The 23,021-nt window shown below is 66.5% G+C and carries 19 protein-coding genes and 3 tRNA genes; 13 read left to right on the top strand and 9 right to left on the bottom strand.

Annotated features, from left to right (window positions below):
* Nucleotides 1-175: 175 nt before the first annotated feature.
* Together DA1_RS01030 and DA1_RS01025 are read left to right on the top strand one after the other, a co-directional pair.
* Nucleotides 176-1,270, top strand: a complete 1,095-nt coding sequence (locus DA1_RS01030) for a sensor histidine kinase (RefSeq protein ID WP_174549347.1) — start codon at nt 176-178, stop codon at nt 1,268-1,270.
* Nucleotides 1,251-2,012 (top strand): LytR/AlgR family response regulator transcription factor, encoded by a 762-nt coding sequence (locus tag DA1_RS01025; protein WP_034398907.1) that lies wholly within the window; start codon nt 1,251-1,253, stop codon nt 2,010-2,012. Before DA1_RS01030 ends, DA1_RS01025 begins: the two co-directional genes overlap by 20 nt.
* 193 nt (nt 2,013-2,205) lie before the next feature.
* Here DA1_RS01025 and DA1_RS01020 read toward each other — a convergent pair whose 3' ends face one another.
* The 3 genes from DA1_RS01020 to DA1_RS30190 form a co-directional block, all read right to left on the bottom strand.
* Nucleotides 2,206-3,693, bottom strand: coding sequence for an aminotransferase class V-fold PLP-dependent enzyme (locus DA1_RS01020; RefSeq protein ID WP_012207117.1), 1,488 nt, complete (start codon nt 3,691-3,693; stop codon nt 2,206-2,208).
* A 27-nt stretch (nt 3,694-3,720) separates the two neighbouring features.
* Nucleotides 3,721-4,191: a Rid family detoxifying hydrolase gene (locus DA1_RS01015; RefSeq protein WP_012207118.1), complete on the bottom strand. Its 471-nt coding sequence runs from the start codon at nt 4,189-4,191 to the stop codon at nt 3,721-3,723.
* Nucleotides 4,192-4,436: 245 nt separating this feature from the next.
* On the bottom strand, nt 4,437-4,736 hold the full coding sequence (locus DA1_RS30190; RefSeq protein ID WP_155294315.1) for a hypothetical protein: 300 nt from the start codon (nt 4,734-4,736) through the stop codon (nt 4,437-4,439).
* A gap of 102 nt (nt 4,737-4,838) precedes the next feature.
* Here DA1_RS30190 and DA1_RS01010 point away from each other — a divergent pair, with 102 nt between their 5' ends.
* Both DA1_RS01010 and DA1_RS01005 read left to right on the top strand, forming a co-directional pair.
* On the top strand, nt 4,839-6,251 hold the full coding sequence (locus tag DA1_RS01010; RefSeq protein WP_034396731.1) for a cache domain-containing protein: 1,413 nt from the start codon (nt 4,839-4,841) through the stop codon (nt 6,249-6,251).
* Nucleotides 6,248-6,910 (top strand): response regulator, encoded by a 663-nt coding sequence (locus DA1_RS01005; protein ID WP_034396733.1) that lies wholly within the window; start codon nt 6,248-6,250, stop codon nt 6,908-6,910. Before DA1_RS01010 ends, DA1_RS01005 begins: the two co-directional genes overlap by 4 nt.
* 28 nt (nt 6,911-6,938) lie before the next feature.
* On the opposite strand, the gene DA1_RS01000 is transcribed toward DA1_RS01005, so the two are convergent.
* From DA1_RS01000 to polA, 3 genes are all read right to left on the bottom strand, one after another.
* A complete protein-coding gene (locus DA1_RS01000) occupies nt 6,939-7,772 on the bottom strand; it encodes a ZIP family metal transporter (protein WP_034396735.1) in 834 nt (277 codons plus the stop codon).
* A 172-nt stretch (nt 7,773-7,944) separates the two neighbouring features.
* Nucleotides 7,945-8,841, bottom strand: a complete 897-nt coding sequence (locus DA1_RS00995; RefSeq protein ID WP_012207122.1) for a dienelactone hydrolase family protein — start codon at nt 8,839-8,841, stop codon at nt 7,945-7,947.
* A gap of 57 nt (nt 8,842-8,898) precedes the next feature.
* Nucleotides 8,899-11,742, bottom strand: coding sequence for a DNA polymerase I (gene polA / locus DA1_RS00990; RefSeq protein ID WP_034396737.1), 2,844 nt, complete (start codon nt 11,740-11,742; stop codon nt 8,899-8,901).
* 72 nt (nt 11,743-11,814) lie between these two features.
* On the opposite strand from polA, the gene DA1_RS00985 reads away from it, so the two are divergent.
* From DA1_RS00985 to DA1_RS00965, 5 genes are all read left to right on the top strand, one after another.
* Nucleotides 11,815-12,186: a hypothetical protein gene (locus tag DA1_RS00985; protein ID WP_034396739.1), complete on the top strand. Its 372-nt coding sequence runs from the start codon at nt 11,815-11,817 to the stop codon at nt 12,184-12,186.
* A 126-nt stretch (nt 12,187-12,312) separates the two neighbouring features.
* A complete protein-coding gene (locus tag DA1_RS00980) occupies nt 12,313-13,269 on the top strand; it encodes a homoserine kinase (protein ID WP_034398909.1) in 957 nt (318 codons plus the stop codon).
* Between the two features lie 146 nt (nt 13,270-13,415).
* Nucleotides 13,416-14,249 carry a BPSS1780 family membrane protein gene (locus DA1_RS00975; RefSeq protein WP_012207126.1) on the top strand — a complete coding sequence of 278 codons (834 nt, stop codon included), beginning with the start codon at nt 13,416-13,418 and terminating at the stop codon, nt 14,247-14,249.
* A gap of 305 nt (nt 14,250-14,554) precedes the next feature.
* A complete protein-coding gene (locus DA1_RS00970) occupies nt 14,555-16,507 on the top strand; it encodes a PhoX family protein (RefSeq protein WP_034396741.1) in 1,953 nt (650 codons plus the stop codon).
* Between the two features lie 283 nt (nt 16,508-16,790).
* The gene (locus DA1_RS00965; protein WP_013800941.1) at nt 16,791-17,423 is read left to right on the top strand and encodes a hypothetical protein; all 633 of its coding nucleotides are present in this window, start codon (nt 16,791-16,793) and stop codon (nt 17,421-17,423) included.
* A gap of 24 nt (nt 17,424-17,447) precedes the next feature.
* On the opposite strand, the gene DA1_RS00960 is transcribed toward DA1_RS00965, so the two are convergent.
* Nucleotides 17,448-19,916, bottom strand: a complete 2,469-nt coding sequence (locus DA1_RS00960) for a UvrD-helicase domain-containing protein (protein ID WP_034396744.1) — start codon at nt 19,914-19,916, stop codon at nt 17,448-17,450.
* A 330-nt stretch (nt 19,917-20,246) separates the two neighbouring features.
* Between DA1_RS00960 and DA1_RS00955 the strand changes: the two genes are divergently transcribed.
* From DA1_RS00955 to DA1_RS00940, 4 genes are all read left to right on the top strand, one after another.
* Nucleotides 20,247-21,224: a GMP reductase gene (locus DA1_RS00955; RefSeq protein ID WP_013800939.1), complete on the top strand. Its 978-nt coding sequence runs from the start codon at nt 20,247-20,249 to the stop codon at nt 21,222-21,224.
* Between the two features lie 184 nt (nt 21,225-21,408).
* A tRNA-Lys gene (locus DA1_RS00950) sits at nt 21,409-21,484 on the top strand.
* A gap of 55 nt (nt 21,485-21,539) precedes the next feature.
* Nucleotides 21,540-21,615 (top strand) — tRNA-Lys (locus DA1_RS00945).
* 45 nt (nt 21,616-21,660) lie between these two features.
* Nucleotides 21,661-21,736, top strand: a tRNA-Lys gene (locus DA1_RS00940).
* 36 nt (nt 21,737-21,772) lie between these two features.
* On the opposite strand, the gene DA1_RS00935 is transcribed toward DA1_RS00940, so the two are convergent.
* On the bottom strand, nt 21,773-22,771 hold the full coding sequence (locus DA1_RS00935) for a TRAP transporter substrate-binding protein (protein ID WP_034396746.1): 999 nt from the start codon (nt 22,769-22,771) through the stop codon (nt 21,773-21,775).
* Nucleotides 22,768-23,016 (bottom strand): hypothetical protein, encoded by a 249-nt coding sequence (locus tag DA1_RS30185; protein ID WP_155294316.1) that lies wholly within the window; start codon nt 23,014-23,016, stop codon nt 22,768-22,770. Before DA1_RS30185 ends, DA1_RS00935 begins: the two co-directional genes overlap by 4 nt.
* Nucleotides 23,017-23,021: the final 5 nt, after the last annotated feature.

Genomic DNA, 23,021 nt, shown 5'->3' with positions numbered 1-23,021 from the left:
GCGCCACGCCCGTGCAGGGGCCGGGCAGCGGCTGTGCAGGCCGGCCCGGCATGACCATAATCCGGGCATGCGGCGCGGAGCCATTGCGCCAATTTCCGCCCATTTCCGCCGAATGCCCGCCGAATGCCCGCCAAACTCCGCCGCATTTTCGCCACAACACCCCATCACCCGCCCCTTGCCGCCCCAGCCATCCACCTCCGCCGCCCCGCCGCCCCTGCCTGCGGCGCTGGTCTTCGACGCCTGCAACGTCGGCGTGGTGCTGCGCGCCGTGCTCTTCGTGCAGGCCGTGGCGGCCACGGCTGCGATGTTCGGCGCCGACTCGCCCCTGCAGTGGCTGGAGAACATGGCCCTGCTGACCGGCGCCAGCCTGCCCGGCACCCTGGTCTGGCTGGTGGCGGCCTGCCTGCTCAAGCATCCGCTGCAGCGCCTGCCGTCCACCGGGCAGTACGCAGCCGGCGTGCTGCTGGGCATGGCGGCCGGGCTGTATGCCTGCGCCATGCTGCAACTGGCCGGCGGCACCAGCGCTCCCTGGCTGGCCAGCGCCATGTCCGGCGGACTGCTGGCGGCCCTGCTGGTGGCCGCCCTGGTGCTGCGCGCACGCGGCCACACCCCCGCCGACACGCAGGCGCGGCTGGCCGAGCTGCAGTCGCGCATACGACCGCATTTCCTGTTCAACACGCTCAACAGCGCCATCGCCCTGGTGCGTGCCGAGCCCGCCAAGGCCGAGGCCCTGCTGGAAGACCTCAGCGACCTGTTCCGCTACGCACTGGCCGAGCCGCACAGCACGACCACGCTGGCCGAGGAGATCGAGCTGGCCCAGCGCTACCTGGCCATCGAGCAGGTGCGCTTCGGCGAACGGCTGCAGGTGCGCTGGCAACTGGACCCTGCCGCCCACGGCGCCCTGCTGCCGCCGCTGCTGCTGCAGCCGCTGGTGGAAAACGCCATACGCCATGGCGTGGAGCCCAGCGCACGCGGCGGCAAGCTGCAGGTGCGCACCGAGCGCCGTGGCGATCTGGTGGAGGTGCGCATCACCAACACCCTGCCCACCGAGATCGATTCCGCCAGCGCAGCTGGCACGCGCGGCAACGGCATTGCGCTGGCCAATGTGCGCGCCCGGCTGTCGCTGCTGCACGACCTGCAGGCCCACCTCACGGCGCGCACGCTCAAGGGCCATTTCGTGGTGCGCATCAGCCTGCCGCTGGCTGCGCCTGCCAGCCACCCCACGAAGGCCGTATCGAAGAAGAAGGACCATGCACATCCTGATCGTTGACGACGAAGCCCTGGCCCGCGCGCGACTGCGCACCCTGCTGGCCGATGTGGAAGCCTGCACGGGCACCGGCCCGCACCAGGTCAGTGAAGCGGCAGACGCGCGCCAGGCCATGGCCGTGCTGCAGGCGCCGGGCCCGCGCGCCGTGGAACTGGCACTGCTGGACATCCACATGCCGGGCCAGGACGGCCTGGCCCTGGCGCACGCACTGCGCCGCCTGCCGCTGCCGCCTGCCGTGGTCTTCGTCACCGCCCATGCCGGCCATGCGGTCGAGGCCTTCGACCTGGACGCCGCCGACTACCTGACCAAGCCCGTGCGCCGCGAGCGCCTGCAGCAGGCCCTGGCCAAGGCCGCACGCACGGCGGTGCACCAGACGGCCGAGCGCGACAGCGGCCCCGTGCTGCTGATACAGGACCGGGGCACCACCGTGCGCCTGCCCCTGTCCGAAGTGCTCTACCTCAAGGCCGAACAGAAGTACGTGACCGTGCGCACCGTGGGCCGCAGCTACATCCTCGACGGCGCCCTGGCCGACCTGGAGGCCCGCCACGCCGACCACCTGCTGCGCGTGCACCGCAACGCGCTGGTGGCCCGCAGCGCCCTGCGCGCCCTGGAACGCCACGACGACCCCACCGAAGGCGAAGGCTGGGCCCTGCGCCTGCACGGCATCCCCGAACTGCTCATGGTCTCCCGCCGCCAGCTCCCCCAGGTCCGCGCCGCCATCCGCGACGAAGGACAGCCCGGCTGACGATCAAAGGCTGAGGACAGCGCTCTGCGCCAGAAAGCGCGCCCTCTAAACAAGCACGGCCCACCTCAGAGACACCGAGGAAGGGCCTATGCCGGCCGCGCCGCCCCGCACCGAGGGTGTCGTCCCCCTCCCCCGCGAAGCGGGTAGAGAGGCGCCGTGCAACGGGGGGAAGGCGCGTAAGCGCCTCAGGGGGTCAAGCCATCTTTCTAGACAGATCCCACATCGCATCCACCAGCAGATCGACGTCCCGCGCGTCATGCCACAGGTGCGTGGAGACGCGCACGCCGTAGTGGTCTGCCGCCGCGCCGATCACGGGGAAGTTGGAGTTGCGGATCACGAAGCCCTGCGGATAGTCGCTGAGCATGCGCGCCACGAAGGTCGATGACTTGGTCCCGTTCATCACGTCGTCCTTGTTCTGGAACGGGTTGAAGCAGGTCAGCGCCGACAGCAGCTTGGGATCGTCCTTGGGCGAGTACAGCGAGTCCACGCCCCAGCGCTCGACGATCTTTTCCTTGAGGTAGGACGACAGCGTCAGGTCATAGGTCTCGATCTTCTTGCGGCCGATGCTGTCCCACTGCGCGCAGGCCTGGGCCAGCGCCATGAACATGGGCGTGTGCACGCTGCCGCAGGAGGTGACCGAGGCGGCGATGTCGTAGGTCTCCTTGGCCGTGGTCGTGCGCTCCAGCGCCGGGTAGGCGCTGGTGTGCACCGGGTACCACTTGGGCAGGGGCAGCGGGTTGGAGGCGCGCATCTTGTTGCGGATGATGAGGATGCCCGTCGAGCCCGGACCGCACTGCCACTTGTGGCCCGCGCCGGACATGAAGTCCATGCCCAGCTCCGCATAGTTGTAGGCCATCATGCCCGGCAGGTGGGCGCCGTCCACGATGCTGATCAGGCCATGCGCCTTGACCACGCCCATCAGGTCGGCAATGGGCAGCATGGTGCCGGTCTTGTAGGTGGGCGAGGACCACATCATGGCGCGCACGCGCTTGCCCTGGGCCTTGAGCGCGCGGATGCGCTCGTCGAACAGGTTCACGTAGGTGGCCGCCGTCTGGTTGTTGCCCACGGGCAGCGCAATGCGCGAGACCTCGATGCCGTAGCGGTCCTGCGCGATCTTCAGCGGCGTGTCGCCGCCTCCGTGCTCGTGGTTGGTGGTGACCACCACGTCGCCACGCTGCCAGTCGATGCCCAGGATGGCATGGCACATGCCCGAGGAGGTGTTGGCAGAGAAGGCCAGTTCGTCGGCATCCACGCCAAAGCCCGGCGCCACCTGCTTGCGCAGGTCCAGCAGGTTGCTGTAGCCGTTGCCCGAGTCGGCGGCCTTCTTGCGGTTTTCGGTATCGAACACATCGAGCACCAGCTTGGGCATGGAGCCCGCCGTGCCGATGTTCATGTAGGTCTTCTCGGGCTTGAGGATGAACATGCTCTGCACGTCGGTCCAGAAGGCCTCGTCGCGCATGAGCTGCTCGCGCAGCGCGGCCGCCGAGGTCTGGGCGTTGCCGCTGCCGCAGGCGGCCAGCAGCGGGCCCAGCGTGGCGGCGCCGGTGCCGTAGCCCAGCATGCGCAGGAAGTCGCGGCGCTTGGAAGTCCAGCGCGCGGGATAGCCGGATTCGCCGGCGGCCGCAGTGGCGGTCAGGGATGTGGCCTGCTCGGCCGCGATCTGGGGGTGTCGTGCGTTCATGCGGTCCTCCTGTCGTTGCGCAAGCGGTCAGCGGCGGCCGACGATGGCCGAGATTTCGATCTTCACATCGCGCGGCAGGCGCGCCACTTCCACCGTGGCCCGAGCGGGGGCGCCGGTCTTGAAGTACTCGCCATAGACCTTGTTCATGGCGGCGAACTCGTTGAGGTCCTTCATGAAGACCGAGGTGGACAGCACATCCTCGTAGCCCAGTCCCTGGGACTTGAGCTTGGCGCCGATGTGGTCGAGCACGGCACGCGTCTGCTCTTCGATGGTGGCGCCCTGGATGGCCGTGCCCTGTGCGTTCAGCGGCAGCACGCCCGAGAAGTAGATGGTGTTGCCATGCGCCACCATCTGCGAGTACGGGCCGATGGCCGGGTAGATCTGCGTGGTGGACAGCACCTCGCGCTTGTTGGGCGCAGCGCAACCCACCAGCGCCGCCGCCGTCACCGCCACCCCGCATGCCAGCGCCATGCGCCCCAGGTTCGTTCGAATATCCATGGTATTGCCCTTCTCAAACAAAAATACAAGCTGCCACTGCCGTGCCAAGCATTACTGCATTGGCGTTATGGAAACACTTTGTCACCATTAACCCAGTCCTCAGAGGTGACCTGAATCATCGATACAAAATGATTCGAATTCGTGATTTCACGGAGAAATTCTAGGCAGGGATCTGGGGCATTCGATAATGAATTTTCCCCTACGCACCACTACGCACACGGACCCACGCAGTGCTACGCAGCCCTTCAACATTCTTTGAAAACAATGGTTTGGCACGGAATCTGCTCAACAGCAAGCAGCACATCAGGCATCAGAGGGACGGCGCACCACAATACGGCAAAACGATTATCCAAAACCCCAAAAAGGGGAGTACGCACCAAGAAAATGCATCTCGGATTTCCAGTATCCATGGGATATTTTTTCGCGCCCAAAAAACCATTTTCCATGGTGTTTCCCTTGGGATATTCAAACGCCTTTTCACGCGCGCGTGAATGCGTGTGGATATACGGGGCGCGCAGGCCATTGGAAAATACAGCGCCTGCCATTCAAAGGCCGCCGCCCTGCGCTGGCGGCATGCGCGCAAGCCCTGTTGACAAGGCCCGGCCACTGGGCGGAAAAGATCGTCGGTGCACCCCACACAGGCTTCCATGCAACTTCCGCTGAAACTTGCACTTCTGTCGATTGCCGCCATCGCGCTCGCCCTGGGCCTGGTCGCGGCGACCGTGCAGCACCAGACCCTGGAGCTGGCCCACCAGGAACGCGAACTGGTCGAGACCGCCTACCTGCACAGCAAGGAGACGGAGCTGCGCCACTACGTCCAGCTGGCGACCACGGCGCTGACGCGCATCAAGTCCAGCGGCGAGGAGCCATCCGTGCAGCGGCGCCAGGCGCTGGATACGCTGTCGCGCATGCAGTTCGGCGAGGACGGCTACTTCTTTGTCTACGACGAACACGGCAACGTGCTGCTGGATGCGCGCCAGATGGGCCTGTCGGGCGTGGACCTGTGCGATCCCAACAGCCCCGGCGGCGCAGGACCCGCCAGGATCATCCTGGACGCCGCGCGCAGCGGCGGCGGCCTGGTGCGCTACCAGTGGCAAAAACCGTCATCGCTGCGTACCGAGGCCAAGCTCGCCTACGTGGCAACGGTGCCCGAATGGGGCTGGTCGCTGGGCACGGGCCTGTACCTGGACGATGTGGAGCAGGCGCTGCGCCAGATCGACGAAAGCGCCCAGGCCAACATCGCGGCCACGCGCTGGCGCATCTTCGGCATTGCGGCGCTGTGCATCGTGCTCATCGGCGTGGCCGGGCTGGTCTTCAATCTCAGCGATCACCGCGTGTCCAGCAACAAGCTGCAGCGGCTGGCCCAGCGCGTGGTGCATTCGCAGGAAGAGGAACGCACGCGCGTGGCGCGCGACCTGCATGACGGCGTGGTGCAGGTGCTGGTCTCCTCCAAGTTCCTGCTGGAGACGGCCCAGGCCCAGCTCAGGCGGCTGGCCGCGCAGGACCCGGCCACGGCCCAGCGCATGGTGGACCAGGGCCTGGAGCAGCTCAATCACGCGCTGGTGGAGATACGGCGTGTCTCCCACGGCCTGCGCCCCGCCCTGCTGGACGACCTGGGCCTGGCCCCGGCCCTGGCGCTGATGAGCCAGCAAATGCAGGCCGAGGACGGCCTGCGCATGCAATTCGGCTGCCGGGGCGAGACCCGCTTTCTACCGCCCAGCCACGCCACGGCCCTGTTCCGCGTGGCCCAGGAAGCCGTGACGAATGCGCAAAACCATGCCCAGGCCACGCGCATCGATGTCAGCCTGCACTTTCAGCGCCGCCGCGTGGTGCTGCAGGTCAGCGACGACGGGCAGGGCTTCGACATGCGCCGCGTGCAGCGCGACCGCCAGGGCGGCATCGGCCTGCGCAACATGCGCGAGCGCATCGAAGGCCTGGGCGGCCACCTGTCCATCAGTTCGGGGCGCCGGGGCACCCGGCTGGTCGCCGTGCTCTACCGCGATGGCGGCATGCCGCTGTCTCCCTCACCGGAATTCGAACTCCCACGGGCCGCTGCATGAACCCCATGATCCGCATCCTCCTGGTGGACGACCACCCTCTCGTGCGCGACGGCGTGTCCATGCGCCTGCAGGCCACGGACCATATCCGTGTGGTGGGCGAGGCCGCCAGCGTGGACCAGGCCCTGCCGCTGGCCCGCGAGCTGTCGCCCGACCTGGTGGTCACCGACATCCGCATGCCGGGCGCCAGCGGCATCGACCTGGCCGCGCTGTTCCGCGATCAGTTCCCGCTGGTGCGCGTGCTGGTGCTGTCCATGCACGAAGACCCCGAATACGTGCGCCGCGCCGTGGCGCTGGGCGCGCGCGGCTATGTGCTCAAGGACGCGCCTGCGCAGCAGCTCATCGAGGCCATAGACCGGGTCTACGCCGGCGGCCTGTATTTCAGCCCCGGCCTGCAGCCCGTGGCCGAGGAAGACGGCGGCGCGTCCGGGCCCCGGCGCGCCCTCACGCCGCGCGAGGCCAGCGTGCTGCAGTGGATCTCGGAGGGCCGCTCCAACAAGGAAATCGCCGCGCTGATGGGCACCTCGGTGCGTACCGTGGAAACCCACCGCCTGCACCTGCGCCGCAAGCTGCGCATCGACGGCCATGCGGCCTTCATCAAGTACGCCGTGGACTATGCCGACCTGCTGGGGCCGGCACCCCAGGAGGCCCGCGCAGGCTAGGACCCGCGCCTTACCCTCAACATCAGCCTTAGTGCGCGTGCGCCGCGCGGCTGACCACGGTGACCAGCACGATGCCCAGCATCAGCCAGCCCACCTGGGCCACGGTCTCGCGGGCGCTCAGGCGCTTTTGCAGCTGGGGAATCAGGTCGGCCAGCGCCACGTAGATGAAGCTGCTGGAGGCCACGGCCAGGAAGTACGGCAGCAGTTCCTGCAGCTGTCCCACCAGGAAATAGCCGCCAATGCCGCCCAGCGTGGTCACGGCCCCGGCCATGGACACCTTGATCAGCGCCACGCGCCGGTTGGAACTGGACTGGCGCAGCACCACGATGTCGCCCATGTGGTGCGGCACCTCGTGGGCCAGCACCGACACCGCCGCGATCAGCCCCAGGCGCATGTCGGCCATGAAGGCGGAGGCGATCAGCACGCCATCGCCGAAGCAGTGCACGCTGTCTCCGGTCAGCACCGCCCAGCCGCCGTGGCGGTGGCCATGATGGTGGTCATGGGAATGGTCATGGGCGTGGCCCTGGTGATCGTGATGTTCGTGGTGATCATGCTCATGGGCAGGCGGCGCGCCGTGCTCGTGCCCGTGGTGCCACAGCTCGGCCTTGGACAGCAGGAAAAAGAACACCAGGCCCACCAGCAGCGTCACGAACAGGTCATGCGCGCCGGCCTCGCTCTCGAAGGCTTCGGGCAAGAGGTGCATGAAGGCCGTGGCCAGCAGCGCGCCCGCCGCCAGGCTCAACAGCCGCTGCGGCATCATGCCCGGCGAGCGATTGCCTCCCAGCCCCATCAACAACGCGGCCACCCAGACGCTGCCAATACCGGCGGCCAGGGTGGCCAGAATGATTGCTACCAATGTCATAGCGATTTGTGCTTCAACCGTATGCCCTTGCAGGCGAAACCCGCGAATTCTCGCAGAAAGACAGGACCCATCGCAGCCGTGGCCTGCGATCCCATGAAGGAAGCAGGCCACGGTGTCGGGTGCCCTCGGTTTCAGCCTACAGAAGCTGTCAAGCCCCCCTGCTCAAAAAAGCTCAGGGCGCGACGCCGTTCTTGTTGAACCAAGCCAGCATTTTTTGCCAGCCGTCGCGCGCAGCCTGCTCGCGGTAGCTGGGCCGGTAGTCGGCATGGAAGGCGTGGGGCGCCTCCGGGTAGATCACGAACTCCGAGGCCTTGGCCGCTGCCGAGCCCTGCTTGAGCGCCTCGCGCATGCGCTCCACGGATTCCAGCGGAATGCCCGTGTCCTGCCCGCCATACAGGCCCAGCACCGGCGCCTTGAGGCTGGAGACCAGCTCCAGCGGATGGCGTGGCTGCAGCGCCGTCTTGGCGCCTTCCAGCCGGCCGTACCAGGCCACGCCGGCCTTGACCGGGCCATGGGCCGCATACAGCCAGGTGATGCGCCCGCCCCAGCAAAAGCCCGTGATGGCCACGCGCGCCGTATCGCCGCCCTGCGTGCCGGCCCATTGCACGGCGCCGTCGAGGTCGGCCATGACCTGCTCGTCGGGCACCTTGGAGACCAGCTCGCTCATGAGCTTGGCGATGTCGGTATAGGTCTTGGGGTCGCCCTGGCGCGCATACAGATCGGGGGCAATGGCCAGGTAGCCGGCACGCGCCAGGCGGCGGCAGGTGTCGGCAATGTATTCGTGCACGCCGAAGATCTCGGAGATCACCAGCACCACGGGCACATTCTTCTTGCCCGCGGGCGCGGCGCGGTAGGCGGGCACCTTGAAGCCGTTCACGGTGAAATGCACCTCGCCGGCCGTCAGGCCGTCGGCCGGCGTGGAGATGGCGGTCTGCGCCATGAGCGGCGTGGCCGCTGCGGCATAGCCCAGGCCCAGGGCCGTCTGCAATGCCAGGCGCCGCGTAGGCCCCTCTTCGCTGCTGCGCCCCGGAACCAGGGCCTTCAGGTCTTGCTGCTGATCGTCACGCATGCATCTCTCCTTGGTGGTGGTTGAGAACCGGCCAAGTCTACGATGCCTGCGTGAAGCTCAATGTGCCTTGTCCCAGTTGGGTCCCAGGCCCACCTCGGCGAGCAGCGGCACCTTCAGGTCGGCCACGCCGGCCATCAGGCGCGGGATCTCGGTGCGCACCCAGTCCGACTCGCCTTCGGGCAGCTCGAACACCAGTTCGTCGTGCACCTGCATGATGACGCGGACCTCGGACTGCCTGGCATCGAGCTCGGCCTGCACCGCCACCATGGCCTTCTTGATCAGGTCGGCCGCCGTGCCCTGCATGGGCGCGTTGATGGCCTGCCGTTCGGCCGCCTTCTTGCGCGGGCCGCTGCCGCCGTTGATGTCCACCAGGTACAGGCGGCGGCCGAAGACGGTTTCCACGTAGCCGTGGTCGCGCGCGAATTCCACCGTCTCGTCCATGTAGCGCTTGACGCCCGGATAGCGCTGGAAATAGCGGTCGATGTAGGCGGCCGCGGCCTTGGTCTCTATGCCCAGGTTCTTGGCCAGGCCAAAGCTGCTCATGCCGTAGATCAGCCCGAAGTTGATGACCTTGGCATAGCGGCGCTGCTCGCTGCTGACCTGCTCCAGCTCCACGTTGAAGACTTCCGATGCCGTGGCACGGTGCACGTCGCGGCCTTCGTGGAAGGCGCGCAGCAGGGACTCGTCACCCGACAGGTGGGCCATGATGCGCAGCTCGATCTGCGAGTAGTCGGCGCTGGCGATCACATGGCCGGGCGCGGCAATGAAGGCCTCGCGCACGCGCCGGCCTTCGGGCGTGCGGATGGGGATGTTCTGCAGGTTGGGGTCGTTGCTGGACAGGCGCCCCGTCACGGCCACGGCCTGGGCGTAGTGCGTGTGCACGCGGCCCGTGCGCGGCAGCGCCAGCTGGGCCAGCTTGTCGGTATAGGTGCCCTTGAGCTTGGACAGGCTGCGGTGCTCCAGCAGCTTGGCGGGCAGCGGATAGTCCTCGGCCAGCTTCTCCAGCACCTCTTCGTCGGTGCTGCGTGCGCCGGTGGCCGTCTTCTTGACCACGGGCATGCCCAGCTTGTCGAAGAAGATTTCGCCCAGCTGCTTGGGGCTGGCCAGGTTGAAGGGCTGGCCCGCGATGTCGTAGGCCTCCTGCTCCAGTTGCACGATGCGCTGGCCCAGATCGTTGCTCTGCTTGGCCAGCGTGGCGGCATCAATGAGCACGCCGTTGCGCTCTATGCGGAACAGGGCCTCGCTGGTGGCGATCTCCAGCTCGTAGACGCCGCGCAGGCCGTCGTTGGCCTGCAGCTGCGGCCACAGCACGCGGTGCACGTCCAGGGTCTGGTCGGCATCCTCGCAGGCATAGGCGGCAGCCTTGTCCACGGGCACCTGGGCGAACGGGATCTGGTGGGCGCCCTTGCCGCACAGGTCTTCATAGCTGATGCCCGTGCGGTTGGTGTGGCGCAGCGCCAGGCTGGCCAGGCCGTGCGGGCGGTGCACTTCCAGCACATAGCTTTGCAGCATGGTGTCGTGCACATAGCCGTGCACCTCGATGCCGGCATTGGCGAAGACATGGCGGTCGTACTTGACGTGCTGGCCCAACTTGGGCCGGGCCGCATCCTCCAGCCAGGGCTTGAGGCGCTGCAGCACTTCGTCGGCCGGCAGTTGCTCGGGCGCGTCGGGGCCGGCATGGCGCAGGGGGATGTAGGCAGCGGCGCCGGGCTCCACGCTCAGCGAGATGCCCACGATCTCGGCACGCATCTCGTCCAGCGAGGTGGTTTCGGTATCCAGGGCCGTGAGTTCGGCGGCGTTGATCTTGGCCAGCCACTGGTCGAACGCTTCCCAGGTCAGCACCACGTCATAGTCCAGCGGGCGCTGCTGGACGGCCTCGGCCTCGGTGGTGGCTTCGTCGGATTCGGCCTGCTCCTGGGCAAACATGTCGCCCGTGGACTGGTCGGCACGCGGCTTGGCCGCTGGCTTGCGGCCGGCCTTGACGGCTTCCAGCGCATCGGGCTCGGGCGCGGCACCGCCGAGCATGCGCGCCAGGCCCTTGAAGCCGTAGCGCTCATAGAAGTCGCGCAGCGGCGCGGTATCGGGCTCGCGCGGCGCCAGCGCGTCGAGCACCGGCAGGGTGGGCACTTCGGCGCTCAGGTCGCAGTCGGTCTTCATGGTGACCAACTGGCGGCTCAGCGCCAGCTGGCCCGAGGCGATGGCATCGCGCAGGTTCTGGCCGGCCACGCCCTTGATGCCGTCGGCCGCTGCAATCAGGCCGTCGAGCGAGCCGTGCTCGGCCAGCCACTTGACGGCCGTCTTGGGGCCCACCTTGGACACGCCGGGCACGTTGTCCACGGCATCGCCGACCAGGGCCTGGTAGTCGATCATCTGCGTGGGCGGCACGCCGAACTCGGCCGTCACGCCGGCCACGTCGCGGCGCTTGCCGCTCATGGTGTCCATCACCATGATGTGGGAGTCCACCAGCTGGGACAGGTCCTTGTCGCCACTGGAGATCACCACGTTCACGCCCTGGGCGGCGGCCGTCTTGGCCAGGGTGCCGATCACGTCGTCGGCCTCCACGCCCTGGATGGCCAGCACCGGCCAGCCCAGCAGGCGCACCACTTCATGGATGGGCTCGATCTGCGAGCGCAGATCGTCGGGCATGGGCGAGCGGTGCGCCTTGTATTCGGGGTAGAGCGTGTCGCGGAAGGTGGGTCCGCTGGTATCGAACACGCAGACGGCGTAGTCGGCCGCCACTTCCTTCCTGATCGCCTGGAGCATGTTGATCATGCCGCGGATGGCGCCCGTGGCAGGGCTTTCCGGGTTGCCGGGCTCGGCGCGCAGGTCCGGCATGGCGTGGTAGGCGCGGTAGAGGTAGCTGGAGCCGTCGATCAGCACCAGGGTCTTGGAATTGCTCATGCGCCGATTGTGCACGCGCCGGCAGGGTGACAGGGCGGGACAGCGCCCGCTGCAAGTTCTACAATGGAGCCTATGCGCGCCGCTCCACTTTTCATCTTCCTGACCCTGGCCGCCAGCTCCGTGCTGGCCCAGAACCCCACGTCTGCCCCGGCTGCCTCCACCGCTCCTGCGGCGGCGACCGAGCAGACCGCGCCGGACACGGCCAAGCCCGAGGGCCGCGACCGAACCAATCAGCGCGTGGAACACATCCATGTGGAAGATGGCGGCAGCCGCGTTGACGAGCTGCGCGTGGGCGGCCAGACCCGCAGCATCACCGTGCAGCCCAAGGTCGGCGACATGCCTTCGTATGAAGTGCAGTCCAACGACGGCGCCCGTTCCTCGCGCAACCGCGGCGATGGCGACGGCACCAACGGCACGCGCGTCTGGAACCTCAAGAAGTTCTGATCCTCACCGGACTGTCCGGGCCTCCGGCCCGGCGGCATCCCAGGGGGCAGCACCTGACGGCGCTGCCCTCTTTCCATATCTGACGACAACGATTTCCGCCGAGCCGTGCTGGCCGGCAATGCAAACATGGCCGTTTTCACCGAAGTCTCCGACAAAGATGCGCGCGAGCTCCTGCGCCGCATGTCCCTGGGTTCCTTCAAGGAGCTGCGCGGCATCCAGGGCGGCATAGAGAACACCAACTACTTTCTCACCACTGAACAGGGCGAGTGGGTGCTGACGCTGTTCGAGCGCCTGACGGCCGAGCAACTGCCCTTCTACCTGTACCTGATGAAGCACCTGGCGCAGGCCGGCATTCCCGTGCCCGACCCGCAGGCCGAGACCCGCAGCGGCGACATCCTGCTGAGCGTGTGCGGCAAGCCGGCCTCCATCGTCAACCGCCTGCCCGGCAAGAGCGAGCTGGCGCCCCAGCCCGCACACTGCGCCGCCGTGGGCGAGATGCTGGCGCGCATGCACCTGGCCGGACGCGACTACGATCGCCAGCAGCCCAATCTGCGCAGCCTGCCCTGGTGGAACGAGACCGTGCCCACGGTCATCCCTCACATAGACGCACCCACGGCCGACCTGCTGCGCTCCGAGCTGGCCTTCCAGAACCATGTGGCCGCCTCGCCCGCGTATGCGGCGCTGCCGCGCGGCCCCGTGCACGCCGACCTGTTCCGCGACAACGTGATGTTCGAGGGCGAGCGCCTGACCGGCTTCTTCGACTTCTACTTCGCAGGCGTGGACAGCTGGCTGTTCGACCTGGCCGTGTGCCTCAACGACTGGTGCGTCGAACACGCCACCGGCGCCCATGACGCCACCAAGGCCAGGGCCATGATCGACGCCTACCAGTCGGTACGCCCCCTGACCGCCGCCGAGCGCGAGCTGTTCAACCCCATGCTGCGCGCGGGTGCGCTGCGCTTTTGGATTTCCCGCCTGTGGGATTTCCACCTGCCGCGCGAGGCCTCCATGCTCGTTCCCCACGACCCCACCCATTTCGAGCGCGTGCTGCGCCAGCGCCTGGCCCACCCGGTGGCGCTGGACTGACGTCCGAAGGCCGCCACAGCGCGGCCGACAGAGGGCTTTGCGGTCCACGGGCCGCGCGTCCTCGGGTACAGTCCCCGTTCGGGCGCCAGCGGCGCGGCCCATGCCAGAGGCCATGCCCCATCCAGGCGCCCCGACTTCCTCACCCCATGAAACTTCTCATCGTTCCCGCCCGTACCGGCCTGCAATGGGTGCAGCAGGGCATCCGCACCTTCCGCCAGCAGCCGCTGGCACTGGCGGCGCTGTTCTTTCTGTCGATGGCGGCCATGTCCCTGGTCACGGTGCTGCCGCTGATCGGCCCCGTGATCGCGCTGGGCCTGCTGCCGGCCACCTCGCTGGCCATGATGGTGGCGGCGGCCGAGGCATCGCACGGGCGTGCGCCCACGCCGGCCCTGCTGCTGGTGGCCTTTCGCACCGGGCGCCAGCGCCTGAACTCCATGCTCACGCTGGGCGCCATGTATGCGGCAGGCTTCCTGCTGATCATGGGCCTGTCCATGCTGGTGGACGACGGCCAGTTTGCCAACGTCTACCTGGGCGGCGAGCCGCTGACGCGCGAGATCGCCGAGTCGCCCGACTTCCAGGCCGCCATGTGGCTGAGCATGGGCCTGTACCTGCCGCTGTCCCTGCTGTTCTGGCACGCGCCGGGGCTGGTGCACTGGCACAACGTGCCCCCGGTCAAGGCCGTGTTCTTCAGCCTGGTGGCCTGTGTGCGCAACATCGGCGCGCTGGTGGTCTTCGGCCTGAGCTGGATGGGCGTGTTCATCGTGGCCGGCATCGTGATGGCCCTGATCTCGGCCGTGCTGGCCCAGGTGCTGGGCAGCATTGCCAATGGCCTGATGATCGGCACGGCCATGCTGCTGGCCGCCATGTTCTTCACCTCCATCGTCTTCACCTTCCGTGACTGCTTCGCAGCTCCCGATGAAAGCGATGGCAGCGACGCCATCGGCACCGAGCCGCCTGCGCCGCCCGGACTGTCCGGCTGAGCGCTTCGCCACTGCACCCCACAAAGCCCCTTTCAAGGGGCTTTTTCTTTGGACCTTTCTTCGGGCCCTTCTTCGGACCCTTCTTCGCGCCTCTTCTTTGTTTTTTGACTGGCCGTATCGCCTGGCACCCCTCGCCTGGCGGCTGCCATATGACGCTGTCACGGTTTCGTCACGCGGATGCCATTGCTCTGTCACACCGGCTGCCTAGCATGCCGTGCGGATGTCAAGCCAGCGAGTGCGCGGCGGCATCCCGACCCATCCCGCCCCCGATGGGTTGACGCTGACAAACCCATAACGGAAGCCCCATGTCCCAATCCACGATGCTCTCCCGCCGCAAGGCGCTGCAATTCCTGACCGGCGCCCCCCTGCTGCCGCTCGGCTCCGCCGTGTCCGCCACCGGCCTGCTGACCGCCTGCGGCGGCGGTGACGACGGCCCCGCGAAGAACTATGTGGCAGCCAGCTTCACCTCCATGGCAGCGCCCACGCTGGCCAACCCCCAGGCCATGGCCAGGATGACCGTGGCCTCGCAGCTCAAGGTGCAGTTCAGCGACAACAGCGAGCAGAGCTTCGACCTGGGCTACCAGCCGTTCTTCGTCACCGGCGATGAAGTGTCCGATGGCAAGGGCGGCAAGATCCTGGCCGGCGGCTACTACGACATCAACAACAACAAGATCATCGACCGCACCGTGGCCGGCAGCGAGCGCCACTTCTTCTCCGATTCGCCCGACGGCACCTCGCTGCTGACCGTGCCCAATGCCAAGGTGGACGGCGTCAAGGGCAAGCCCGTGTTCGCCGTGGTGCAGTTCGAATACACGACCTGGGCGCAGGATGGCAAGACCGACATGTACGGCAAGCTGCCCTCGCCCATCGCCGTGCTGACGCTGGACCAGGACCAGACCACGGGCAAGCTCAGCCTGGTCAAGTACCACAACGTGGACACCTCCAAGGTGCATGGCCTGTGGATCACCTGCGGCGCCAGCCTGTCGCCCTGGGGCACCCATCTGTCCAGCGAAGAGTACGAGCCCGACGCCTTCGCCACCGGCAATGCGCAGTTGCAGGCCTTCAGCCAGAACCTGTATGGCGACCAGACCAAGGCCAACCCCTACCACTACGGCCACATGCCCGAAGTGACGGTCAACGTGGACGGCACGGCCAGCATCAAGAAGCATTTCTGCATGGGCCGCATCTCGCACGAGCTGGTCCAGGTCATGCCCGACCAGCGCACGGCGCTGATGGGCGACGACGCCACCAACAGCGGCTACTTCGTCTTCGTGGCCGACAAGGAAAAGGACCTGTCCTCGGGTTCGCTGTACGTGGCCAAGGTGGGCGCGGGCTTCTCCATCGACCCCGCATCGGGCAGCGCCGCCGCGCTGACCTGGATCAAGCTGGGCTCGGCCACCAGCGCCGAGATCGAGCAGCTGGCCAACACGCTCAAGCCCACGGACATCATGTCCGTGGCCAAGACCGATCCGGGCGACGCCAGCTACACCAAGATCACGGCCAACGGCAAGGTCGAGTGGATCAAGATCAACCCCGGCATGGACAAGGCTGCCGCCTTCCTGGAAACCCACCGCTACGCCGCCTTCAAGGGCGCAAGCATGGGCTTCACCAAGATGGAAGGCACGACCGTCAACGCCAAGGACAAGGTGGCCTACTCGGCCCTGCAGAACTGCGAAAAGTCCATGGTGGCCGGTGACGCGCTGAACGTGGCTGGCAACGGCGTGTCCATCCCCAAGCAGCTCAAGGCCGGCGCCGTGATGGCACTGAACCTGCGCGGCGGCCAGAAGGACACGGCAGGCGCCGCCATCAACAGCGAGTGGATGCCCGTGGACACCAAGGCCCTGCTGGCCGGCGAAGACATCAGCGCCGACGCGCTGGGCAACACCGGCAACCCGAACAAGATCTGCAACCCCGACAACCTCAAGTTCTCGGAGAAGATGCGCACCCTGTTCATCGGCGAGGACAGCGGCCAGCACGTGAACAACTTCCTGTGGGCCTACAACATCGACACCAAGCAGCTGTCGCGCCTGATGTCGATTCCCGCAGGCGGCGAATCCACGGGCCTGCATGCCGTGGACGAGATCAACGGCTGGACCTACATCATGAGCAACTTCCAGCACGCCGGTGACTGGGGCGCCATCCACAACGTGGTCAAGCCCACGCTGGACCCGCTGATCAGCGCCAACTATCGCGGCAAGTTCGGTGCCGCCGTCGGCTACCTGACCGGCACCGCTGCCCAGCCCAAGCTGTCGGCCTGACCGCCGCCATAGCGCCCCGTCGCCCCGCCGCCCTGCGGCGAGTGGCGCCGCCACACAAAGGCCATGGATTTCCATGGCCTTTTTGCATGTCTGCGCCGCAATTGCATGGATGTCATGAACCCGACTCTTAGCGTGCAAAACAAGAGTCATTCTCACCTGATCGCTATAATTTCTGATGCATTGCGGCGTCGCTCGCCCGCCATCGCACCATCTTCAGCCCCGCCGGATCACGCCCCTCAAGGCCCGGCAGGCGCACGCAGAGCCACACCACAGGAGAGACTCCATGACCGAACCTTCCCGCATCCTTCGCAGCACCGCCGCATGGCTGGCCGCCGCCGCCGCACTGGCGGTGCCGGCCGCGCATGCCGACTATCTCTGGCTGCAGCAGGACGCAGGACAGGCCCGGGCCTATGCCGGAGAGCTGCGCAAGCCGCTGGAACAGCTGCCGGCTCTGGAAGACGCCAAGCAGGTCCTGCCCGACGGCAAGAGCCTTCCCCTGAAGGCCGACGCCAATCATTTCACCGCGGACGCAGGCCAGGGCGATGTGCGCATTGCCGCCACGCGCCCCGGCGCCAATGGCGTGCTGACCTACTACCAGGCCCGTTTCGGCCGCAATGACACCAAGGCCGTGAACGACCTGGAGCTGGTGCCCACCACGGCGGGCGGCGATACGTTCCAGCTGGTGTTCAAGGGCCGCAAGGTCGCGGCCAGCCAGGTCAATGTGCAGACCAGCGAGGGCTGGTACCGCACGCTCACGCCATCGCAGGACGGCACGGTGAGCTTCAAGCCCTACTTCCCGGGCCTGTACGTGCTGGAGGTGACGGCGCGCGTGGACAACGGCTCGGTCACGCTGGACGGCAAGAAATACACCGACGTGCGCCACACCACGACGCTGAGCTTCGAAGTCAAGCCCTGAGCGCCGGGCGCGGCAGCCCGCGCCTCACTCCACGACCGTGAGCTTGGCAATGGACAGCGCCAGCCACTTCGTGCCGTGGCGCCCAAAGCTGACCTGGGCGCGCGCGTCGTCGCCCGTGCCTTCCAGGGCCAGCACCTTGCCTTCGCCGAACTTGTTGTGAAACACGTTCAGGCCCACGCGCAGGCCGTGGCCCGGAGCGGCCTTTTGCGGCGGCACGGGCGGGCTGGCGAAGACCTCACTGCGCCAGCCTTCGGCCTTGTTGCCGAAGCCGCCGCGATCGCGTGAACCATAGCCACCACCGCCGCCGCCACCGGGGCGGGGTGCGTAGCTGCCAAAGCCGCCCTGCTTGGGGGTGATCCACTTGAGCGCCTTATCGGGCAGCTCGTCGAAGAAACGGCTCTTGACGTTGTAGCGCGTCTGCCCGTGCAGCATGCGCGTCTGCGAATGGCTCAGGTACAGGCGCTTGCGCGCGCGGGTGATGGCCACATAGGCCAGGCGGCGCTCTTCCTCCAGGCCGCCCCGGTCCATCATGGCGTTCTCATGCGGGAACAGGCCCTCTTCCACGCCACCGATGAAGACGGCGTCGAATTCCAGTCCCTTGGAGGCATGCACGGTCATCAGCTGCACGGCGTCCTGGCCGGCCTGGGCCTGGTTGTCGCCAGCCTCCAGCGCCGCGTGCGTCAGGAAGGCGGCCAGCGGCGACAGGGTCTCGCCGGTATCGGCATCGACCATGCCGGCCACGGTGCCGGCCGGCGGCGTGAGCGGCGTGTCCAGCAGCGGCTGCGCAGGGTCCAGGCCTTGGCTGGCCGGGCTTTGCGTCAGCGCCCTGGCGCCGTCGTGCTCGTCCAGCGGCAGGGCCACGGCGTCGCGGCCAAAGCCTTCCTGGGTGACAAAGCTCTCGGCCGCGTTCACGAGCTCCTGCAGGTTCTCGATGCGGTCGGCGCCTTCCTTTTCGTTGCGGTAGTGCTCGAGCAGGCCGCTTTCTTCCTCGATGGCCTCGATGATCTCGCGCAGCGTGCGGCCCTGGGTCTGCTCGCGCAGCACGTCGATCTTGGCGACAAAGCCTGCGAGCTTGGTGCCCGGCGCGCCCGGCACTGCCGAGACGGCATCGTGCAGCGAGCAGCCCGCGCTGCGCGCCGCGTCCTGCAGCGTCTCCACGCTGCGCGCGCCGATGCCGCGCGGCGGGAAGTTCACCACGCGCAGAAAGCTGGTGTCGTCGTGCGGGTTCTCCAGCAGGCGCAGGTAGGCCAGCGCATGCTTGATTTCGGCGCGCTCGAAAAAGCGCAGGCCGCCGTACACGCGGTAGGGAATGGCGGCATTGAACAGCTGCGATTCGATCACCCGGCTTTGCGCATTGCTGCGGTAGAGCACGGCGATTTCCTGGCGCTGCCAGCCGTCCTTTTTCACGAGCTGCTGGATTTCCTCGACCATCCACTGCGCCTCGGCCATGTCGGTGGGCGCTTCGTAGATGCGCACGGGCTCGCCCGGGCCCTGGGTGGTGCGCAGGTTCTTGCCCAGGCGCTGGCTGTTGTGGCTGATGAGCGCGTTGGCGCAGTCGAGGATGTTGCTGTAGGAGCGGTAGTTCTGCTCCAGCTTGATCTGCTGGCGCACGTCGAACTCGCGCACGAAGTCCTGCATGTTGCCCACGCGCGCACCGCGAAAGGCGTAGATGCTCTGGTCGTCGTCGCCCACGGCGATCACGCTGCCCGTGGCCTGCAGGCGGCCATCCACCATGTCGCCCGCCAGCTGCTTGAGCCACTGGTACTGCAGCTTGTTGGTGTCCTGGAACTCGTCGACCATGATGTGGCGAAAGCGCCGCTGGTAGTGGGCGCGCAGCGCGGCATCGTCGCGCAGCAGCTCGTAGGAGCGCAGCATCAGCTCGCCGAAATCGACCACGCCCTCTCGCTGGCACTGCTCCTCGTAGAGCTGGTAGATCTCGACCTTCTTGCGCGTATCGGGATCATTCGCCACAACGTCGCCGGGGCGCATGCCCTCTTCCTTGCAGCCGGCAATGAAGTACTGCAGCTGCTTGGGCGGAAAACGCTCGTCGTCCACGTTGAACTGCTTGCACAGGCGCTTGACGGCCGACAGCTGGTCCTGCGTGTCCAGGATCTGGAAGGTGGACGACAGCTTTGCCGCCTGGTGGTGGGCGCGCAGCAGCCGGTTGCACAGGCCGTGGAAGGTGCCGATCCACATGCCGCGCACGTTGTAGGGCAGCATGGCCGACAGGCGGGCCAGCATTTCCTTGGCCGCCTTGTTGGTGAAGGTCACGGCCAGGATGGAGCCCGGCGTGGCCTGGCCCGTCTGCAGCAGCCAGGCGATGCGCGTGGTCAGCACCCGCGTCTTGCCCGAGCCCGCACCGGCCAGAATCAGCGCGTGGCCGGCCGGAAGCGTGACGGCAGCGAGCTGCTCCTCGTTGAGGTGGGTCAGCAAAGGGGAGTTGGGGGCGGGCGCGGCACCGGAGGTGCCGTCGAGCAGATCGATCGGGAACATCCTGGCATTGTAGAAAGCACCTCGCTCCCCGGGGAAACCGATGCCGCATTTCCCGCAATCGGCCGGCAATCGGCCCGCGCAGCGCGTCCTTGCAGGCTCATAACGCCATCCCTATAACCGCTATATCGACAGTGTGCCCAGGCCCGTCGCCGGCAACGTATAGAATCAATCACCGGGCCCAAGTTTCTTGCGGTCCGGTTTTTTGTGCCCGGGCCACAGCCGCCCTGGCGACGCGGCCCGCCCGCGCCGCCCGCAAGACCGGCCTCCAAGCCAAGCGCCCCATCGCGGAGGGATGTTCCTGCCGCGACCTTTCATGGAGCTTGGAATCAAATGGAAATCTTCGACTACGACAACATCCTGCTGCTGCCGCGCAAGTGCCGCGTGGAAAGCCGCTCGGAGTGTGATGCCAGCGTGGAGCTGGGCGGTCGGTCCTTCCGCATCCCGGCTGTGCCGGCCAACATGAAGACGGTGGTGGATGAGAGCATCTGCACCTGGCTGGCCCAGAACGGCTACTTCTATGTGATGCACCGCTTTGACCTGGACAACGTGCAGTTCGTGCGCGAGATGCAGGGCAAGGGCTGCTTCGCCTCCATTTCGCTGGGCGTCAAGAAGCCCGACTACGACACCGTGGACCGCTTCGTCGCCGAAGGCCTGTGCCCCGAATACATCACCATCGACATCGCCCACGGCCATGCCGACAGCGTGAAGAACATGATCGGCTACCTCAAGGAAAAGCTGCCCAAGTCCTTCGTGATCGCCGGCAACGTGGGCACGCCCGAAGCCGTGATCGACCTGGAGAACTGGGGCGCTGACGCCACCAAGGTCGGCATCGGCCCCGGCAAGGTCTGCATCACCAAGCTCAAGACGGGCTTTGGCACGGGCGGCTGGCAGCTGTCGGCGCTCAAGTGGTGCGCGCGCGTGGCGACCAAGCCCATCATTGCCGATGGCGGCATCCGCAGCCACGGCGACATCGCCAAGAGCGTGCGCTTTGGCGCCACCATGGTGATGATCGGCTCGCTGTTCGCGGGCCACGAGGAATCGCCGGGCCAGACCGTCGAGGAAAACGGCCAACGCTTCAAGGAGTACTACGGCTCGGCCTCGGACTTCAACAAGGGCGAGTACAAGCACGTGGAGGGCAAGCGCATCCTCGAGCCCGTCAAGGGTCTTCTGGCCAACACCCTGATCGAGATGGAGCAGGACGTGCAAAGCTCGATCAGCTACTCCGGCGGCAAGAAGCTGATGGACATCCGCAAGGTCAACTACGTGATCCTGGGCGGTGACAACGCAGGCGAACATCTGCTGATGTAAGCGCGCTGCGCGCCAGCACCCCAAAGGCGGCCTCGGCCGCCTTTTTTGCGGCTGCGCACCGGGTGGCACGCGGGCCCGGCTCAGCGCCACCATGCCATGAACTAAAAATTTGGCGCGTCTTCCTGCAAGCGCACAAAAAATGCCGCATAATTGCGGTCTCGTTTGCAGCGCAGACTTGTTTTTGGGGCTCTTAGCTCAGCTGGTAGAGCAGCGGACTCTTAATCCGTTGGTCGAGTGTTCGAATCACTCAGGGCCCACCAAAAATTCCTTTTCAGCCTGGATTCATCCAGGCTGATTCCTTCGGAATACCCGAGGGGGCTCTTAGCTCAGCTGGTAGAGCAGCGGACTCTTAATCCGTTGGTCGAGTGTTCGAATCACTCAGGGCCCACCAAGAATTTTTTGCCTGATCTCATCAGGCATCCACGCAGAAATACGTGGGCTCTTAGCTCAGCTGGTAGAGCAGCGGACTCTTAATCCGTTGGTCGAGTGTTCGAATCACTCAGGGCCCACCACCAACACCCAGAACAAGGCACTCGGCGCGACAGCGCTCAGTGCCTTTTCTTGTTGTATTCCATCAGCACAGACATATTGCTGCTGCCAGCCTTGGCCACCCACTCCCGGCCAAAGCGCTCCCCCATCAAATCCAGCATGTGGCGCAGATCCGCCGAAGGCGCGGCCACGGATACCTTGTTGTCGGCAAGGATCTTCTTGCCCAGCTCATCGGCCTGCTGGGCCAGCGCCCAGCCCTCTTTTTCAGCCGACTCGGCAGCGCGGCCGATGGCCTGGCGCTCAGGCTCGGTGAAGCCCCTCCAGGCAAGTTCGCTGACGCAAAGCATGTTCTTGGGAATCCAGGCCTTGATATCCAGAAACACCTTCATGGCCTTCCAGGCCTGGATGTCGGCGCCCGTGGCGCTGGAGGTAATCATGGCATCGATGCCACCTTGCTCCACAACGGCACCCAGATCGCCCACGGCAATCACCACCGGCTGCGCCCCCCAGAGCTCGGCCAACCGCTTGGTCGCATCGCTTTGCACACGCAGCCTGAGGCCCTTGAGATCCGCGATGCTGTGGACCGGGCGCCGGCTCAGGAGACCCTGCGCCGGCCAGGGCACGGCAAACAGCAGGCGCGCCCCCTGCTGGGCCAGCAAGAACTCCTGCAGCACAGGGCGGGTCAACTGCCACAGGCGCGCGGCCTCGTCAAAGCCACGCACCATGAAAGGCAGCGAGTCCATGGCCAGCAGCGGGTGGATATCCGCACAGGACGACATGAGCACTTCGCCGAACTGGAGGTCATTGCGCTTGAGCGCAGGAAGCACCTGCGCCATGGGCTTGAGCGCCGAGTTGGAAACCACATCGATCTCCAGCGCCTGCTGGGTATCGGCACCCACGCGCGCCGCGAAGTTGCGCAGGTTCTGCGTGTGGAAGATGCCATCGCCATAGGCCGCCGAGAGCTGCAGTCGGCGACCCTTGGACCAGGCAGCGCCGACAGTCAGTTGCAACGCAGCCGGAGCCAGACCCGATATCAACGTGCGGCGAGAAACAATCATGAAAGATCCTTGGCGAAAGCACCCAGAACCATGCCATCCACCCCACGGCGGACCTGTGCATGCTGGCGAAAAAGATAAATTCTATCGATATTTACATCATTTAGATACAAACTATCAATCCATCCGTCGCCCAGGTCATTCGCCAAGCCATCCGTCACACCGGATTCCAGCCAAGCCGCTACAGTGTCACCCTGCCGCAGGCGCAAGGGCGCGCGGCCTTTTTCTGCGCCTGCGGTCTCCCGCAACGTAC

The organism is Delftia acidovorans NBRC 14950 (assembly GCF_001598795.1).
Lineage (GTDB): Bacteria > Pseudomonadota > Gammaproteobacteria > Burkholderiales > Burkholderiaceae_C > Comamonas > Comamonas acidovorans.
The sequence above is the reverse complement of the archived record's forward strand: the minus strand, read 5'-3'. Positions and strand labels throughout refer to the sequence as shown.

Coding starts and splice junctions, on each gene's coding strand:
- DA1_RS01025 (WP_034398907.1), top strand. CDS start 1,251: ATGCACATCCTGATCGTTGACGACGAAGCCCTGGCCCGCGCGCGACTG.
- DA1_RS01020 (WP_012207117.1), bottom strand. CDS start 3,693: ATGAACGCACGACACCCCCAGATCGCGGCCGAGCAGGCCACATCCCTG.
- DA1_RS01015 (WP_012207118.1), bottom strand. CDS start 4,191: ATGGATATTCGAACGAACCTGGGGCGCATGGCGCTGGCATGCGGGGTG.
- DA1_RS30190 (WP_155294315.1), bottom strand. CDS start 4,736: ATGGCAGGCGCTGTATTTTCCAATGGCCTGCGCGCCCCGTATATCCAC.
- DA1_RS01010 (WP_034396731.1), top strand. CDS start 4,839: ATGCAACTTCCGCTGAAACTTGCACTTCTGTCGATTGCCGCCATCGCG.
- DA1_RS01005 (WP_034396733.1), top strand. CDS start 6,248: ATGAACCCCATGATCCGCATCCTCCTGGTGGACGACCACCCTCTCGTG.
- DA1_RS01000 (WP_034396735.1), bottom strand. CDS start 7,772: ATGACATTGGTAGCAATCATTCTGGCCACCCTGGCCGCCGGTATTGGC.
- DA1_RS00995 (WP_012207122.1), bottom strand. CDS start 8,841: ATGCGTGACGATCAGCAGCAAGACCTGAAGGCCCTGGTTCCGGGGCGC.
- polA (WP_034396737.1), bottom strand. CDS start 11,742: ATGAGCAATTCCAAGACCCTGGTGCTGATCGACGGCTCCAGCTACCTC.
- DA1_RS00985 (WP_034396739.1), top strand. CDS start 11,815: ATGCGCGCCGCTCCACTTTTCATCTTCCTGACCCTGGCCGCCAGCTCC.
- DA1_RS00980 (WP_034398909.1), top strand. CDS start 12,313: ATGGCCGTTTTCACCGAAGTCTCCGACAAAGATGCGCGCGAGCTCCTG.
- DA1_RS00975 (WP_012207126.1), top strand. CDS start 13,416: ATGAAACTTCTCATCGTTCCCGCCCGTACCGGCCTGCAATGGGTGCAG.
- DA1_RS00970 (WP_034396741.1), top strand. CDS start 14,555: ATGTCCCAATCCACGATGCTCTCCCGCCGCAAGGCGCTGCAATTCCTG.
- DA1_RS00965 (WP_013800941.1), top strand. CDS start 16,791: ATGACCGAACCTTCCCGCATCCTTCGCAGCACCGCCGCATGGCTGGCC.
- DA1_RS00960 (WP_034396744.1), bottom strand. CDS start 19,916: ATGTTCCCGATCGATCTGCTCGACGGCACCTCCGGTGCCGCGCCCGCC.
- DA1_RS00955 (WP_013800939.1), top strand. CDS start 20,247: ATGGAAATCTTCGACTACGACAACATCCTGCTGCTGCCGCGCAAGTGC.
- DA1_RS00935 (WP_034396746.1), bottom strand. CDS start 22,771: ATGATTGTTTCTCGCCGCACGTTGATATCGGGTCTGGCTCCGGCTGCG.